The 16,084-nt window shown below is 68.6% G+C and carries 10 protein-coding genes and 1 pseudogene; 8 read left to right on the top strand and 3 right to left on the bottom strand.

Annotation, left to right across the window (positions count from 1 at the left end):
- Window positions 1–133: 133 nt before the first annotated feature.
- Entirely contained in the window at window positions 134–1,846 is a 1,713-nt protein-coding gene (locus AB1L88_RS06810; RefSeq protein WP_367095892.1) for a glycosyltransferase family 39 protein, read from the top strand.
- Here AB1L88_RS06810 and AB1L88_RS06805 read toward each other — a convergent pair.
- Complete coding sequence (locus tag AB1L88_RS06805; RefSeq protein WP_367095891.1) at window positions 1,835–3,817, bottom strand: prolyl oligopeptidase family serine peptidase; 1,983 nt, start codon at window positions 3,815–3,817, stop codon at window positions 1,835–1,837. The genes AB1L88_RS06810 and AB1L88_RS06805 overlap by 12 nt on opposite strands.
- A 219-nt stretch (window positions 3,818–4,036) precedes the next feature.
- Here AB1L88_RS06805 and AB1L88_RS06800 point away from each other — a divergent pair, with 219 nt between their 5' ends.
- Together AB1L88_RS06800 and AB1L88_RS06795 are read left to right on the top strand one after the other, a co-directional pair.
- Window positions 4,037–4,318 carry a hypothetical protein gene (locus AB1L88_RS06800; protein WP_367095890.1) on the top strand — a complete coding sequence of 94 codons (282 nt, stop codon included), beginning with the start codon at window positions 4,037–4,039 and terminating at the stop codon, window positions 4,316–4,318.
- A 156-nt stretch (window positions 4,319–4,474) separates the two neighbouring features.
- On the top strand, window positions 4,475–7,297 hold the full coding sequence (locus AB1L88_RS06795) for a hypothetical protein (RefSeq protein WP_367095889.1): 2,823 nt from the start codon (window positions 4,475–4,477) through the stop codon (window positions 7,295–7,297).
- On the opposite strand, the gene AB1L88_RS06790 is transcribed toward AB1L88_RS06795, so the two are convergent.
- Both AB1L88_RS06790 and AB1L88_RS06785 read right to left on the bottom strand, forming a co-directional pair.
- Window positions 7,289–8,215 carry a lysophospholipase gene (locus tag AB1L88_RS06790; RefSeq protein ID WP_367095888.1) on the bottom strand — a complete coding sequence of 309 codons (927 nt, stop codon included), beginning with the start codon at window positions 8,213–8,215 and terminating at the stop codon, window positions 7,289–7,291. The genes AB1L88_RS06795 and AB1L88_RS06790 overlap by 9 nt on opposite strands.
- Before the next feature lie 24 nt (window positions 8,216–8,239).
- Entirely contained in the window at window positions 8,240–8,911 is a 672-nt protein-coding gene (locus AB1L88_RS06785) for a class I SAM-dependent methyltransferase (protein WP_367095887.1), read from the bottom strand.
- A gap of 260 nt (window positions 8,912–9,171) precedes the next feature.
- Between AB1L88_RS06785 and AB1L88_RS06780 the strand changes: the two genes are divergently transcribed.
- The 5 genes and pseudogenes from AB1L88_RS06780 to AB1L88_RS06760 form a co-directional block, all read left to right on the top strand.
- Entirely contained in the window at window positions 9,172–9,783 is a 612-nt protein-coding gene (locus AB1L88_RS06780) for an FHA domain-containing protein (RefSeq protein WP_367095886.1), read from the top strand.
- Between the two features lie 413 nt (window positions 9,784–10,196).
- The gene (locus AB1L88_RS06775) at window positions 10,197–11,483 is read left to right on the top strand and encodes a hypothetical protein (RefSeq protein WP_367095885.1); all 1,287 of its coding nucleotides are present in this window, start codon (window positions 10,197–10,199) and stop codon (window positions 11,481–11,483) included.
- Window positions 11,484–11,687: 204 nt separating this feature from the next.
- Complete coding sequence (locus AB1L88_RS06770; protein ID WP_367095884.1) at window positions 11,688–12,689, top strand: HD domain-containing protein; 1,002 nt, start codon at window positions 11,688–11,690, stop codon at window positions 12,687–12,689.
- 76 nt (window positions 12,690–12,765) lie between these two features.
- Window positions 12,766–15,042, top strand: a complete 2,277-nt coding sequence (gene rnr, locus AB1L88_RS06765; protein ID WP_367095883.1) for a ribonuclease R — start codon at window positions 12,766–12,768, stop codon at window positions 15,040–15,042.
- Window positions 15,043–15,679: 637 nt separating this feature from the next.
- Window positions 15,680–16,084, top strand: a pseudogene (locus AB1L88_RS06760) (hypothetical protein); the annotation flags it as partial.

Here is a 16,084-nt window from a genome sequence, read left to right as displayed (position 1 = left end):
GGCCCGGCAGGGGGACTCGCGATTTCGGGGATGCGGGATTGACGACGATCGGGTAAAGAACCCCCTTCAGCGACGAGACGATGGCCCCGAAACGGAGTCGGGGAGTGACCTTCTGGCAACCGGAGGCAACGCGGTGGAGACGTCTGCCGAGGGAATCCGGCGGACCCGTCGGTTCCGGCCACGCCGATTGATCGGGGCCGTCGAGCCGGGCCCGGCCGATCGGGCGGAGCCCGGGACGCGCGATCGGCTCATCCAGCGATGGCTTCTCGCGTTCGTGGGCCTGGGTGTCTTGCTCCGGATCATCCGCTACCTGTCGGATCGCCCGCTCTGGGGAGACGAGGCGATGGTGGCGGTGAACGTGCTGGGTCGAGGGTTCGGGGGTCTGATGGAACCCCTGACATTTTTCCAGGTTGCGCCAATCGGGTTCCTTTGGGTCGGGCGCCTGATGGTGGTGGTGCTCGGCCCCTCGGAGTGGTCGCTCAGGCTGGCGTCGGCGGCCTGCGGGGTGGTCGCGGTTCCGGTGTTCGCCTTGCTGGCGAGGCGGTCGGTCGGTCCGGTGGCGGCATTGCTGGCGGTGGCGGTGCTCGCGGTCTCGTATGCGCCGATCCGCCACGCGGTCGAGGTCAAGCCGTATGCGTTCGACCTGCTCGCGGCGCTGGTCGTGATGCTGCCGGCGATCCGATGGTTGAAGCATCCGGGACGCCCGCGGACGCTCTGGTGGCTGGTGGCGGCGGCTCCGGTGGCGATGGCCTGCTCGCATCCGGCCACGTTCGTCGCGGGGGGGATCGGCGTGGCACTGACGCCGATCGTCTGGAGACGGGCCGGAGAAGACGCCGATCGGGAGCTTCGGGCGATCTGGGCCACGTATCTCGGGGTGGTGGGCCTGGCGTTCCTGGGGGTCTACGCGATCAGCACGGGGGATCAGAGCGACGCCGTCTCCTCGACCTATCGGGAGGGCTACTGGGCCGCGGCCTTCCCGCCGATCGACGAGCCGTGGCGGCTGCCGCAATGGCTCCTGATGACCCATGTGGGGGAGGCGTTCGGCTATCCGATCGGGGGGGAGAAGGGCGGGAGCGTCGTCTCGACCGCGCTGGCGGTGGTGGGCCTGATTGCCCTCTGGAGGGGGGGCGAGCGGGGGCTCGTGATGGTCCTGCTGGCACCGATCGGGATGACCCTGCTCGCGGCGATGCTGGGGCGTTACCCGTATGGCGGGTCGGCCCGGACGATGCAGCACATCGCGCCCAGCCTCTGCATCGCGATCGGCGAGGGGGCGAGACGGCTGCTCGATCGGACCGCGTCGACTCGGGAGCGCGGGCGTCGGTTGTCGATCGTGCTGGTGGGTCTGGCCGTGATCGGGGCGGGGATGTTCTCGACCGATCTGGTCATGCCATATCGGACCCGGGAAGACCAGCGCTCCCGCGATTTTGCGCGGTGGTTCTGGCCCGAGGTGGCCCGAGGGGCCGAGGTCGGTTGCAGCAGGGCGATGCGGGGGACGACCTTCGACGGGACGTACTGGCGGCTCGGGCGCCTGGAGCTGTATCTGTCGAACCGGGCGATCGCCCTGCCGGGCGGCCGCGATCCGGCGCGGCCGGGGCTGGACCGGGTGTCCGAGGATCGGCCGCTTCGGATCGTGATCTACAACGACGACCCCCGGTTCGACCTGGGGCTGGCGGCCTGGCTCGATGCGATGAGCCTCTGTTTCCGGCTCCGGGACGTGCGATCGTACACGGTCAACGGCGGCATCGTCGACGATGGGATGGGGCGGGAAGAACGGTATCTGGTGTTCGAGTACGTGCCGATTGCGGGACAACAACGCTCGCCCCTGGCCCGGGGCTCAGGGGGTTGACGGCCGGGGGTCGTCGTCCTCCAGCCGGGTCTTGCGGAGATGTTCGATCAGGAAGGACGCCTCGACGGCCCGGAGGTATTCGAGGTTCTCGGCCCTGGAGTAGCCGTGCCCCTCGTTGTCGGCGAGGACGTACCAGACAGGGACGCCATTCTCCCGGACGGCGTCGACGATCTGGCGGGCCTCGGCGACCGGGACGCGGGGATCGTTCCGCCCCTGCACGACGAGCAAGGGGCTGGTGATCCGGTCGGCGCGGCGGAGCGGCGAGATGGTCCGGAAAAATTCCTGGGTGTTCGGGTCGCGTTCGTCGCCGAATTCGAGGCGGAGCAGTTCGAGCCGCAGCGGGGGCTGGTCGGCCATGAAGGTCTCGAAGTCGGAGATCCCGGCCAGGTCGATGCCGGCGGTGATCCGGTCGCCGAATCGGGCGAGCGACGCCAGGACGAGATAACCGCCGTAAGACCCCCCCCGGACGACGAGCCGGTTCGGGTCGTACTCGGGCTGACGGGCGATCCAGTCGAGCAGGGCGCCGACGTCCCGGACGGCGTCCTCACGATGTTCGCGGTCGTCGAGCCGGAGGTAGGAGATCCCGTAGCCGCTCGACCCGCGCACGTTGGGGACGATCAGGGCCATGCCCAGCTCGGTGACGATGTAGGCATCGGGGCCGAGGTACGAGGGGCGGGCCTGTTCCTGGGGTCCGCCGTGCAGGTCGATCAGGACCGGGCGAGGGCCGGGGAAGCGTCTCGGGTCGGGCCGATAGACGAAGGCCGGGATCGCCCGGCCATCGAAGGAGGGATAGCGGATCTGCTCCGGCGGGTCGGGGATGCGGACGCCGGTGCTGCCGGGGAGGCTTCGCGTCCATCGAACGACGACCCCCGAGGGGTGGATGACGGAATAGGCCTGCGAGGGCTCTCGGGTGGTGACGAGGTTGAAAGCGACCTCGGTGGAACCGGGGCGGAAGCGCAGGCCGCTGATCTGGCCGGCGGGGATGTCGGGGCGGGCGAGTTCCCGGCCGGAATCGGCGTCGAGGATGCGGAGCGAGGAGTATCCGTCCTCGTGGACCGTCACGGCGAGGGTCTCGCCGTCGTCGGCGAGGGCAAACGCATCGACGTCGGTCTCGATCGCCGTCGAGAGCATGGTCAGGCGGTGAGTGGTGCGATCGAGCCGGGCGAGGCGGCGGAACTCGCCGTCGTCGAAGCAGGTCAGGAACAGCGACGAGCCGTCGGGAGACCACCGGGGGGAGCCGGGGCTGTGGATCTCGGAAGTCCCCGGGCCGGGCACGACGAGGGTCGAACTGCCCGACTCGACGTCGATCGCCCGGATGCGGGTGTCGTGCCCGACGTCGGACTCGGACACGAGCAGCGATCGGCCGTCGGGCGACCAGTCTTCGATGCTGGTCAGGCCTTCCGCTTCGAGCAGGAGCGAGGCCGACGGGTCGGGGTCGTCGGGCCGGATCAGGTAGACGTCGAAGTCGCGGCCGTTGCGGGCGTCGCCGGTGACGGCGAGCGAGCGGCCGTCCGGGCTCCACCGGGGCTCGGTATGGCGCGAACGGCCGTCGGTCAGCCGGCCGAGCACCCCCGCCCGGGTGTCGACGAGCGCAAGTTGAATGGATTCATTGCCTTCGGAGTCGTAAAGGATTGCGAACTGGTTGCGTCCGGGTCGGGGCTCGACCCCGACCAGCCGCCCCGAGATCCGGGTCAGTTGCCGGGGAGGGGCGCCCGGCGTGACGACGCTGAAGACCTGGCCCGAGGGGGCGGCCCCGGCCACGATGAGCAATTCCCGACGGCCGCCGAGCCAGCCGCCGAAGCCGAAGCCGGGGACGGTCCGGTACGGGGCGAGCGAGCGTTCGAGCGCCCTGGAGATGGGGGGCACCCCTTCGGTCGAGATGGCCGCGGGGGGGGCGACCGGGCCGATCTGGGCGGGGAGGGCCGGCAGGCCGAGGAACCAGAGGTACGCCATCATCCGGAGGCCATCCATGGGGTCAGCTCCTGTCGGGAAAAACGAGCCGCGGCACCCGATTCGCGGCCAGGTTGAACTTGGGAGTTTGGTCGAGCCGTCCTACAATTGATGATGACGGGGGACCGCGGTGCTTGCCACGCCTTTTCCCCGCCCCCCTCGTCGCCGCGGGGTACCTGGCCCAATCGGAGGGCCGGTACGCCTCGCGGCACGCGGCTCGTCCGTACGAGGACCAGACCGATGAGCCTTCCGAGCCTGTTTTATCACTATACGCCTGTCTGCGATGTCGAGGGCTGCGAACAGCCCGCGGTGCACAAGATCGCGGCCCCCTGGACCGACGGAACTCAGAAGGAGCTCAGGAATTACGGCGTTTACTGTTCCAACCACTCCGAGGGGCAGCTTGCACGGGCCAGGGACCGTCAGGCTCGGGTGAAGCTCGGCGCGGGGGAACAGGTCGGCCCGGTCCGACTCTACGAATTAATCGAGGGTCGCCTCGATGCAGAGTTGATCCCCGTGGGCTGATCGGCATAATCAGCCCGCAATGCGTCCAATGTCCGGGCGGTTCAGGACGGACTGCCCGGATGCCGCCCGGCGATGGCTCGCTCGTTCGCCGGATGGAGATCGCTTGCACGCCGATTCCCCCCCTTTGTTTCCTCGATCTGGGAAGGATCCCGCTCGATGACCTTCCACCCTCCTCAGGACCCGCGATCGCTCCCGACCTCCTCCCGTCCGGTTCCCGCCTGCATCGGGATCGTGATCGCGCTCGTGCTGGTCGGCTGCTGGGGTCCGGGATCGGGCCGGGCCCAGTCGGTCCCCTCGACCCCCCAGGCCGATCCCTTCGCCTTCTTCGACCTGCCGGACGCCTGGCAGGAGGAGTTCTGGGCCGATCCGGATGTCGAGGCCCTGCTGGCCCTGGAGCCGCAGGCCGTGGCCGACCTGGTGCCCGAGCAGGCCGGCCTGTATTTCGTCCGCTGCCCGTCGTGCGAGGTGATCGAGTCGGGGGAGACCTTCTCCTGGTCGGTCCGGTCGCCGGGGACGCTGACCTGCTCGCAGTGCGAGGCGAGCTTCCCGAACGATGACATCCCGGCCAAGGTCGAGAACGCGGTGCCGTCGCAGGCGGTCGAGGTTTTGCATGGGGTGACTCACCGGTATCCCTATCATCTGGTCGATCCGAAGCGCGCCCGATACCCGCAGGAACGCATCTACCTGGATGCGAAGCGAGACGACCTGGCCCGGACCTTCCTCGCGCGGTTCGCCCTGTACGCGGCGGTCCGGCATCGGGATGCCTTGCCCGACGACCGTGATCCGAAGGTCGCGACCCTGGCGGCGGTGATCTTGCTGCGGTTCGCACAGGTGTATCCGGGATATGCGGTCCACTTCGACCACCCGAGCCAGCCGAAGTTCTTCCAGCCCGCGGACCTGAAGCCGCCCTACCGGGAGGACTTCCGGTCGGCCAAGTGGGACCGGTCCGGCGCGCTGAACGTGCCGATGAACCTGGTGATCGCCTACGCGATCCTTCGAGACGACCCGGCGATCGGCGACGCGGGGGCCCTGATGGAGGAACCGGAACCGAGGCGGGCGATCGAGGAGGACCTGCTGCGGGCCTCGGCGCGATTCCTGCTCGGGCACCCCGACCCGCACGACGAGCAGTCGATCTACGCGGCGAGGGGCCTGCTGGCGGTCGGTCATCTGCTCGATGACCCGAAGCTGAGGGACGCGGGCCTCCGGACGCTCGATGCCCTGGCCCGGCGCGGGTTCTACCACGATGGCCACTGGAGGTCGGCCGACCCGGAGGCACACCGGCGGGTCGTCGGGCTGATCGACGGCTGGTTCCAGGGGCTGGTGCCCGAACTGGGGCCGGTCGCGGGGCAAGGGACGGGCGGGAGCGGCGCCGGCCGGCCTCTCGGCTCCGAGGCGAACGCGCCGGGGCGCGAGCGGGCCCCGGATCGGCCGGGGGCGTCGCTGGCGGCCGTCATCCCGCTGGCGAGGATGGCCGGAGACGCGGCGATCGTCGACGAGAATTTGGAGCAGGTCCAGCAGGTTTCGTGGCCGGCGGTCCCGCTGCGTGAGGCCACCCGGGCGCCGACCTTGCTGGGGGGGGCCGGCCTGGCCAGGCTCTCGACCGGCGAGGGGGAATCGGCCATCGATCTGGAGCTTCGCGGGTTCGCCGATTTCGACGAGGCGCGCTACGATCGGCTCGGCATCCGCCTGGCCTTCGGCGGGCGGACGGTCCTGGGCGACCTGGACGATTACGGGCCGACGCCGAGCGGTTGGGAACGGTCCTCGGCCGCCCACAACCTGGTCGTCGTCGACGGGCTGAACCAGCGGGAGTCTCCGGCCCAGGCGAGGCTGCCGGTCCCCGGGAGCGACATCCTGTTCTTCGCCGCGGAACCGGACCTCCAGGTGGTGACGATGAGCGACCCGAGAGCCTACCCGACCAGCAGCTCGCGGTATCGGCACACGCTGGCGGTCTTGCACGACGAGCAGGTTCGGTTCGCCGTCGGCGTGTTCGAGGTGCACGGGGGCCATCAGCACGACGCCATCTATCACGCTCCCCCGAACTCGATGGCGCGCTGGAAGACCAGCCAGCCGCTCGAGGAGGGGCCGCGGACCCTGCTCCCGGCCTCGATCGTCTACGTGCCGACGGCCAGGGTCGAGGATGGCCGCTGGTTCCTCCAGGCCTACGGCGCGTTCTCGAACCTGCACCGGGGCGGGATCGAGGGGCCGACGCTCGCCGAACTCCACGGGCCCTCGGGGCCGCTCGTCCGATTGCATCTGCTCAACTCGGGGGCGGCGACCCTCGTCACGGGGGATGTCCCGGACCGATCGGAGGAGGATCGGGGGGTCTTGATCCTCCGGAAGGCGTCGGACGATCCCGAGGAACTCGAATCGACCTTCGTGACCCTCTACGAGCCGCCGGAGCGTTCCGGGATACGCCGCGTGGGGCGGGTGGAATCACCAGCGGGGACGGTCCTGCTGGTCCTGGAGACGGTGGAGGGGGTCGAGTTCCTCCTGTTCAACACGACCCCGGGCACCGCCCGGTCGATCCCGCTGATGAATGGGGCCGTGCTGAACACCGACGGCCTGCTCGTCCGGGTCCGGCCCGGGGGAGTCACCCTGGTCGGGGGCACCTTCGCCGATTACGGGGGGCATCGGGTTGAACAGGAGCGGGTGGAGGGGAAGATTCGCCGGGTGGAGCGATCGGCCGGGCCGGGGGGGCGGGGATGGTTCGAGACCGAGGGGCCGATCGCCGACCCGGAGCACCTGGCGGGGCGAACCCTGATCATTTCTCACGGGGGAGAGGCCGCCCGGGCCTGGACGGTCGAGCATGCCGAGAACGGCCCCGATCGGAGGGGCCGGATCGTCGTGCGGGAGGAGCCCGGTTTCGTGATTCATCCGGACACCGGGGCAGCGGTCTACTACCAGTTCCCGAATGGGACGATGAAGGGGCCGCACCGCTTCATCGTGCCCAGGATCGCCCGATCCATCGGGTCAGGATGACGGGGGGGCTTCCGCGAAGCTCTGCGGCGCGGAAAGGGCATGGAGGGGGGGCGGGGGTGATCGCCTCGGCAGCAGCCAGTTGGCGAGGCCGTGATAGATGATGCCCCGGTCCTTCTCGAACAGGGGGTCGTGGCGGAACCCGGGATGGGCGATCACGGCCTTCTCGGGGCCGCCGTAGCGGTCGAAGAACGACCGGCCGGAATCGGGGTCGATGATCGGGTCATCGGGACCGAGGATGATGAGCAAGGGGAGGCGAAACTCGGCCGCCCGCTCCAGGGCGTCCTGGCCGGCCTGTCGCATGCCGAAAAAGAGCGGGGGGCCGACCCGGGTATGGATGAGCCGATCGGAGGCGAGCTGGAGTTGCTGGAGCGGGTCTCGCGAGAGATCCTCGATCGGTAACGCGCCGCTGATGGTGCACCAGGGGGCGAGCACCCGCAGGGTGTGGCCGACCGCGAGCTTGTGCCAGGGGGGTTGGAACTTCAGGCGGAAGGCCGGGTTCGAGAGGATCAGTCCGTCGAGCTGGTCGGGCAGGCGCAAGGCGGTCTGGGCGGCCACGACGCCGCCGTTGGAGTGGCCGAGGAGGAAGCGAGGAAGCCCGGGGCGGTGCCGCTCTGCCCATCGGATCGTCGCTTCGAGGTTCTCGACCAACTGGTCGTAATGCCTCAGATGGCCGCGACGGCCGGGGCTACGACCGTGCCCCTGGAAATCGACGCCGAGGACATCGATGTCGAGGGTGGTCACGAGATACTCGGCCAGGGCCCGATAGAGGCCGGCATGTTCGCCGAGGCCATGGGCGATCAGCAGGATGCCCCGGGGACCGGGGCTTCGCCAGTGCCAGGCCTTCAGGCCCGGCCCTTCGGGGCAGGGGATGGTCAGGTCGTCGGGGGTGGGGAAGACCGGCTCGGGGACGGACGCCATGGCAAGGCGGCTCCATAGGGGGGATTACGGGGCCGGCCGCCGCCAGGTCCAGGTCCAGTGTCGGTCGGAGGTCATCTGCACGCCGTCGCGAGGGAGGCCGAGCGAGGCGACCATGCCCTGAACTTCATCGACCGTGAGCGCGGCGTGGAGCGAGTCGCGGAACATGGCCCGGGCGCGCTCGGGCTCCTGGCCGGCGTAGCGTCGAACGAGCTGATCCAGTTCGCCCGCGCTGCTCGGCCGGACCAGGTCACGCACGAACAGGAGTCCCCCCGGGGCGACGAGTCGAACCATCTCGCTCAGGACGCCGATCGGCTCGGGGATGTGGTGGACGATGGAGTTGCTGAAGACCGCCTCGAAAGCCCGATCGGGATAGGGCAGGGACTTTGCATCGACCCGATCGAGGCGGATGCGGCCTTGCAGCCCGGCGGCGGTCACGTTCTGATGGGCGAGTTCAAGCATCTGTTCGGCCAGGTCGGTCCCGACGACCCGGCAGCCGCCCGCCCGTTGGCAGAGGGCGATGGGGATCAATGCCGTGCCGGTCCCCACGTCGAGCCAGTCTCCCGAGGCGGGGCGGCCCTGGGCGAGCAGGAGGTCGGCCACGAACCGGGCGTTGACCTCGGCGTGGTCCATGGCGTTGTAGTCGAGGGCTTCCTCGGGGGTGTCCATGACTTCGGGTTCGAGCACTCGCGGGAGCACGCCGGTGTCCTTCGAGGTGAGAGTCGGGTGGGGGAGTCGTGCCGGGGGGCCTCCGGGAAAAAAGTCTGTCCCGACCGGCCGAATCCGTCGTAGCAGATGGTAATGACCATTGTCTGTCGATCCAACCCTCAAGCAAGCCATTCAGAATGGGTGGCGGAGGGTTGCTTCGGTTCAGGGACGAAGGCTAGCCTGGGTTCGAGGGCGCTTCGGCGTCGATCGTCAGGGCGGATATGTGCCTCTGCGACATCGGGAGCCAGACGATGCAAGACGAGAAACTCCTGGGTCTGATGAAGCCCCTCGGCGGTGGCGACCCGATCCCCTTGAAGAAGAAGGAGTTGACGATCGGGCGCCGCCCGTCGAGCGATATCCGGCTCGATTTCGAGAACATCTCCGGGCGACACTGCGTCCTCTCGTTCATCAACGGGACGTGGCACGTTCGCGACCTGGGGAGCACCAACGGCACGAAGATCAACGGCCAGAAGCTGAACCGGGTCCAGGGGATCATGCCCGACGACGAGCTGGCGATCGCGAACCACCTGTTCCACATCGATTACGAGCCGACCGCCCCGCTGATGGACAGTCAGCAGTTCCTGGAGGAGGAGGCGGCGATCCGGGAGGCCGAGACCCACCGGCCGACCTCCCTGATGGAGCTGGCCGGGTTCTCCGAGTCGAAGCGGCCGAGGCCGAAGCAGGAACCCCCTCGGCCGAGGCCCGAGTCGTTCGCACCGGCGGCGATGGAGCCGTTCCCGGAGCCGGCCGCGGAGGGTCCGGCGATCGAGTCGCCCCCGAGCCAGCAGGCCGGGTCGGCTCCGATCGAAGATGACGACTTCTTCAAGCTGATCGAGGATGAGGTCCGGCCGGATCGGGGCTGATCGGCCGCCTGATTCGAGAGGTGGCGCCTCGGTTCGATCCCCCCGGGCGTGTGGGCGATGGTGCTGCGCGCATCGCGAGGGTTGTTCCCCAGGAGGGGTCGGGTCTGCATAATCGGTGGCGGTGTCGCAATCGGGTTAATTGGGGCATTCGGTGCCGACGGTTTCTCGCAACCTGTTGTCAGGACAGGAACTTCTGTCGCCCTCGATTCGAAATTCGGTCGAAGTCCCGTGGCCCGATCGGACGAACCAACAGACGAGCAGAGAAATGTTCGTCGGTTCGGGGCCTCGGCGCCCGACATTGCCCGCCGGGCAGGTCGGCTCGCCGTCCGGGCTGACTCCCCATTGAGTTTCGAGCGACTTGGAGGGACGGGGGCGTGTTGCCCCCGGCCGCCGGGACGTGAGAGGTGGTTGCAATGACCGAGCGACACCCGCGGCGGGGCAACGAGCGGACAACCCGACGGCGATCGGCCCCGGTCGCGCTGGAGACCCTGGAAGGTCGGCAGTTGCTGGCCTACTCGCCCCTCGGCTTCTCGTTGCCTGACCTGGCGATCGCAGACGCGTACACCGGGCCGGTCGGGGCCTACGGTGGGCCGATCTCGGTGACGGTCGAGGTGACGAACCTGGGGCAGAGTTCCATCCCCGAACCGCTCGCCCAGTTCCCCGGCTCGGCGAGCACGGCCGACGCGGGCCCCTCGGAGATCGACGTCTACTTCAACAGCCGGGGGCACGGCCCGGCCCGGAATCGCGTCCTGCTGGGCACGATCGACGTCCCCGCGATCCCGCAGAACCGCCTGGCGCAGGTGACGGGGACCTTCACCCTGCCCGAGACCCCTCCGGCCGGATTCCCGGCGACCGGGCAGACCGGCTTCATCACGCTGGAGCTGGACCCGGATCGGGTGATTCGCGACCTCGACCGCACCAACAACGTGCTCCGTCAGGCCGAATCGTTCCAGATCGTGCCGAACCAAGCGAGCCTGCAGGCCATCGCCCTGGGCCTGCCTCCGGTCATGAACCCGGGGGATACGGTCGTCCCCCAGGTGAAGATCGCGAACTACGGCGCGGTGCCGACGAACGTGCAAGGCCCGGTGATCGTTCAGGTCGTCGCGTCGGCCGACACGACGTTCAGCCCCGACGACACGGTGCTCGGGACCTTCACGGTCGACAACATCTTGCCGTTGTCGCAGGCCCCCACGAAGAACTTCGTGCCGGGCGACGTGAACCTGGTCGATCCGCCGAACGTCGTCCTGCTCGACGCGATGCTGCCGGTGGCCCTGCCGGCGACCGGGGCGCCCTACTACGTGGGGGTGGTGATCGACCCGGTCCTGACGCCGGAGGTCGCCCTGGCCTCGGATCATTCCTACGGCGAGACGCTGCAACTGGCCCAGGTCGTGGAGCACTCGGGGCTCGGCCTGCCGCCGGCCGGCGTGATCGGCCTGCCCTCGCCTCCCGATCGCCCGTTCCCGTTCCCGCCGTTCGACACGCCGACCGGCACGCCGACCCCGTTCCCGACCGACCAGAATCCGGACCCGATCGAGCTGCGATCGGCGCTCCGGCGGGCGGCGCACTTCGAGCGTCTGGCCGGTCGCTTCCCGAATCGCGAGGCCCTGACGCCGATCGGGTCGGCCCGTCCAGGGCAGGTCGACCTGGCGGCCCGGCTCGCGGCCCGACAGGCCTTGCGTGATTCGCTCGGGCGGCGTTGATCGCGGACCGCCGGCCCGCCCGCCCTCGGACGATCCCCGGGGGCGGGGGCGGGCCGGATCCCGCCTCGTCGGCTTGACCGGTCGGTTCCGAGGGGCCTAGAATCAGCCTTCCGATCGCGTCGACCCGGGCTCGGACCCGAGGGGCTTCGCGAGAACGTCCCGTCGCGATTCGCCGCCGCACCGCCCCAACCGACTGCCCGCACCATGACGCGCCGCTACGTCAAAGAACTCACCAACGGTGAGTCGGTCGAGGAGATTTTCCTCGTCGCCGAGAAACAACTCCGATCGAACCGGCAGGGCCAGCTCTACCTGCAACTCGACCTCCGCGACCGATCGGGGACGATCAGCGCCCGCCTCTGGAACGCCACCGAGGAGCAGGCCCGGAGCTTCGAGACGGGCGACTATGTGAAGGCCAAGGGGAAGGTCCAGCTCTTCCAGGGGTCGGTCCAGCTCATCCTCTGGCAACTGGAACCGACGCCGTCGGAGTCGCTCGACCTGGGGGAATACCTGCCCCAGGCCTCCCGGGGCGTCGCCGAGATGACGGCGAGGCTGCGACAATTGCTCATGGGAGTGTCCGACCCCCACCTCCGGGCGCTGGCGGAGTGCTTCCTGATCGACGAGCAATTCCTCCATCGCTACACCAGCGCCCCGGCCGGGGTGAGGGTCCACCATGCGTATCAGGGGGGGTTGCTGGAGCACGTCCTGACGATGATGGAGGTGGCCGACCGCATCGCGGACCTCTATCCGGCGTTGAATCGGGATGTGTTGATCCTCGGGATCTTCCTGCACGACGTGGGGAAGATCCTCGAACTCGACTACGAACGGGCCTTCGGCTACACGGACCAGGGGCAACTGATCGGGCACCTGGTGCTCGGGATCGGGTTGCTCGACGAGAAGGTGCGCCAGACGGCGGACCTGACGGGCGAGCGTTTCCCGGACGAGCTGCTGATGCGGCTGAAGCACATGATCGTGAGCCACCACGGGCCGCCGGAGTTCGGGAGCCCGAAGCCGCCGATGACTCCCGAGGCGATCGCGCTCCACTATCTCGACAACTTCGACGCCAAGGTGTTTGCCTACTGCCGGCAGATCCGGGACGACCCGGCGGCGGGCTCGACCTGGACGTCGTTCGACCCGAGCGTCGGCCATCGCCTGTTCAAGGGATCGCCCCCCGCCGAAGACGAGTCGAGCGACGGGGACTCGTTCTAGCCCGCCGCATCATCCCGGCGCGGGGCAAGGCGAGGGGAGCGGCGACGGACCATCCTGCGATCCAGAGGGCGAGCGCATGTCGATCCCGGATTATGAGTCGAGGGTCCTCGGGGCCGTGTCGCGTCCCGACTATCAACCGCTGACGGTGAAGGCCCTCTTCCGGTCGTTCAAGCTCCCCGCCGACGAATACACCGAGTTTCGCAAGGCCGCGAAGCGATTGGTGCGGCAGGGGGTGCTCGCCCTCAACAAGGACAAGACGCTGGAGAAGCCCGCCGCCGCCGCGACCAAGGGGGCGAAGGGGGCGATCATCGGGACCTTCCGGCGCACGTCGAAGGGGTTCGGCTTCGTCCGGCCGCTGGGGGCGACCGACCGGGCGGATCATATTTTCATCCCGATCAAGGACTCGGGCGACGCCTCGACCGGCGACGAGGTCGCGGTGAAGATCACCCGCAAGGCCCGGACCCCGGGGATGAACCACCAGGGGAAGATCCTGCAGGTGGTCGAGCGGTCGTCGGGGGTCTTCGTCGGGACGTATGAGGAGCGCGACGGCTTCGGCGTCGTCCGGGTGGACAAGACGACCTTCCACGAGCCGATCTTCGTGGGAGATCCGGGCGCGAAGGGGGCGCGGCCGGGCGACAAGGTGGTGATCGAGATGGTCCGCTTCCCCTCGGCCGAGCTGGAAGGGGAAGGGGTGATCACCGAGGTCCTCGGGCCTCGCGGCCGGCCGGGCGTCGATACCTTGATGGTGCTCCGGGCGTACAACATCCCGGATGAATTCGACGACGAGGTGCTCCAGGAGGCCCGATCGGTCGCCCGAGACTTCAACGAGGAGGACGTGGAAGGTCGATTCGATCTCCGCGATCAGCTCACGGTGACGATCGACCCGGCCACCGCGCGGGACTTCGACGACGCGATCACCTTGACGAGGGACGACCGGGGATTCTGGGAACTCGGGGTCCACATCGCGGACGTCTCGCACTTCGTCCCGCCCAATTCGGAGCTGGACCGGGTCGCCAGACAGCGGGGCAATAGCGTCTATCTGCCGGATCGGGTCGTGCCGATGCTCCCGGAGATCCTCTCGAACAGCCTGGCGAGCCTGCAGCAGGGGAAGACGCGCTACACCGTCAGCGCCTTGCTCGAATTCAACGAGGAGGGGGTCCGCACCAACGCCCGATTCGTCCGGTCGGCCATCCGGGTCGATCAGCGGTTCAGCTATGAGCACGCGTATGAGGCCATGAAGACTCCGGACCGGCCGATCGAAGGGGTGTCGGCCGAGGTGCACGCCCAGCTCTGCCGGATGCTCACGCTCGCGATGACCTTGCGGAAACGGCGGTTCGCGAAGGGGGCGCTCGAGCTGAACATGCCCGAGGTCGAGGTGGAACTCGGCAACGAGGGGGAGGTGGTCGGCGCCCACCTGGCGCAGGACGACGAGAGCCATCAGGTGATCGAGGAGTTCATGCTCGCGGCCAACGAGGCCGTCGCCGAATTCCTCAACGAGCGGAAGATCGACTTCCTCCGCCGGGGGCACGACGACCCTCAACCGGAAAAACTGCGCGACTTCGCCGAGTTCGCGCGGAGCCTGGGGTACGCGATCGACAGCCCGCAGAGCCGGTTCGAGTTGCAGCGCGTGCTCGATGCGTCGGCCGAGCAGCCGGAGCGGTATGCCGTGCATTTCGGCCTGCTGCGCAGCCTGAAGCGGGCCACCTACACGGCGGAGCGGGCAGGGCACTATGCGCTCGCCCTGGACGATTACTGCCACTTCACCTCGCCGATCCGCCGCTACCCGGATCTCCAGGTCCACCGCGCCCTGCTCGCGAAGCTCGCCGGGAAGCGGCCGAAGGAGACCGAGGACGAGCTGGTGGCCCTGGCCGAGCACTGCAGCCGGACCGAGCGGAGGGCCGAGGCCGCCGAGCAAGAGCTGATCCGGATCAAGCTGCTGACGCACCTCAGCGGTCGGATCGGCGAGGCGTTCCACGCCGTGATCATCGGGGTCGAGGATTTCGGTTTCTTCTGTCAGTTGGTCGAGCTGCCGGTCGAGGGGCTGGTCCACCTGACGAGCCTCCACAGCGACTATTACGACCTGGACCGGCAGACGCACACGCTGGTCGGCCGGCGACGGGGCCAGCGGTTCCGCCTGGGCGACAAGGTGGAGGTCCGGGTCTGGCGAGTGGACATCGACCGCCGGGAGCTGGATCTGGTCCTCAGCGGCGAGGTCCCCGACGAGGACGCGCTGCCGGAATCGCGACGCCCGCCGCGGCGATCGCTCCGGAGGGGATCGGTCCCGAACAAGGGCTCGGGCGGTCGACGATCCGCCCCGCCGGGGAAGAAGGGTCGGCGTAAACGTGGTTCCTGATCCGCGTCCTGGGAGCCTGAGACGCCCTGAGAGCCGAGACTGTCCGAATTGTGTCGCGTCGAAGTGATCGTGGACTTCCTGCGCGATCAGCCGACGACCTGAAGAATCCCGGGCGGGTTTGGCGGTCACGTTTGTAAAAACGTCACGGTGGCGGGGCGACAGGCGGTACGATCGGCATGATCCCCGATTCCGGGGTGATTGACCGAACCCGATTGACAATCGGGGGATCGGACATCTTTGGGTCATGATCCGCGGCCGAGGCATCGCGATTGCGTTCAGAGGGGGATGCCGGGCGTGATCCCTCAGGCCTCGGCCGACCCTGTCTCCACCGATTTTCACTTCGAAACCGGAACAGGCCCGCAACAATCCGCAGAATAGGAAAATTGTGCGGCCTGTGCGGGTTGTGGGTGGCAGGGGCGAGGTGTTTTCTCCCGACGATCCAAGTTGCCCATGTTATAGTGGCTTGGAGAGTTCGATCCGATCGTCGCATTGTCCCGGAGGAATTCGGGGGGGCGGTGATCGCGAGCGAGCGGGGCATCCCTCAGGGATGGTTCCGATTCTCCGATCGCACGAGAGTCTTACCGACTGAGTCTTGCACCAGCGAGGAGAGCCGCCAGGCGGCTCGGAGGTAACGATCATGTTGAAGAGTCAGGGATTGACGCGGCTCGCCGCGCTGGCCCTGCTCGTACTGGGGACGACGGCGCCCGCGGGGGCCACCTATTGTGGCGCCGCGTCGTATCGCATCTGTGCCGCTCCCGTGGTCCAGACGATCGACGTGGTGGCGATGGCGCCGCGATACGAGACCGTGATGCAGACCGTCTACGAGACGGTCTACGAGGTCCAGCCGACCACGGTGATGCAGACCCGGTTCCGCACGGCCTACAAGACCGAGCAGTACCAGGTGATGCGCCCGGTGGTGGAGACCGTCGAGCAGGAACGCAGCTACCAGGTGACCCGGCCGGTGTACGAGACGGCCGAGCACGAGCGGCGATTCACGGTCATGCGTCCGGTCGTCGAGACCCAGCAGCGCGAGCGGCGCTAT

The sequence above is a fragment of the Tautonia sp. JC769 genome (assembly GCF_040717455.1).
In the GTDB taxonomy this organism is placed as follows: Bacteria; Planctomycetota; Planctomycetia; order Isosphaerales; family Isosphaeraceae; genus Tautonia.
This window is presented reverse-complemented; position numbering and strand designations above follow the sequence as displayed.

What these genes read in the sequence shown, in the direction of transcription:
- AB1L88_RS06770 (WP_367095884.1), top strand. Translation starts at nt 11,688, where the DNA reads ATGACGCGCCGCTACGTCAAAGAACTCACCAACGGTGAGTCGGTCGAG.
- AB1L88_RS06795 (WP_367095889.1), top strand. Translation starts at nt 4,475, where the DNA reads ATGACCTTCCACCCTCCTCAGGACCCGCGATCGCTCCCGACCTCCTCC.
- AB1L88_RS06790 (WP_367095888.1), bottom strand. Translation starts at nt 8,215, where the DNA reads ATGGCGTCCGTCCCCGAGCCGGTCTTCCCCACCCCCGACGACCTGACC.
- rnr (WP_367095883.1), top strand. Translation starts at nt 12,766, where the DNA reads ATGTCGATCCCGGATTATGAGTCGAGGGTCCTCGGGGCCGTGTCGCGT.
- AB1L88_RS06805 (WP_367095891.1), bottom strand. Translation starts at nt 3,817, where the DNA reads ATGGATGGCCTCCGGATGATGGCGTACCTCTGGTTCCTCGGCCTGCCG.
- AB1L88_RS06800 (WP_367095890.1), top strand. Translation starts at nt 4,037, where the DNA reads ATGAGCCTTCCGAGCCTGTTTTATCACTATACGCCTGTCTGCGATGTC.
- AB1L88_RS06775 (WP_367095885.1), top strand. Translation starts at nt 10,197, where the DNA reads ATGACCGAGCGACACCCGCGGCGGGGCAACGAGCGGACAACCCGACGG.
- AB1L88_RS06780 (WP_367095886.1), top strand. Translation starts at nt 9,172, where the DNA reads ATGCAAGACGAGAAACTCCTGGGTCTGATGAAGCCCCTCGGCGGTGGC.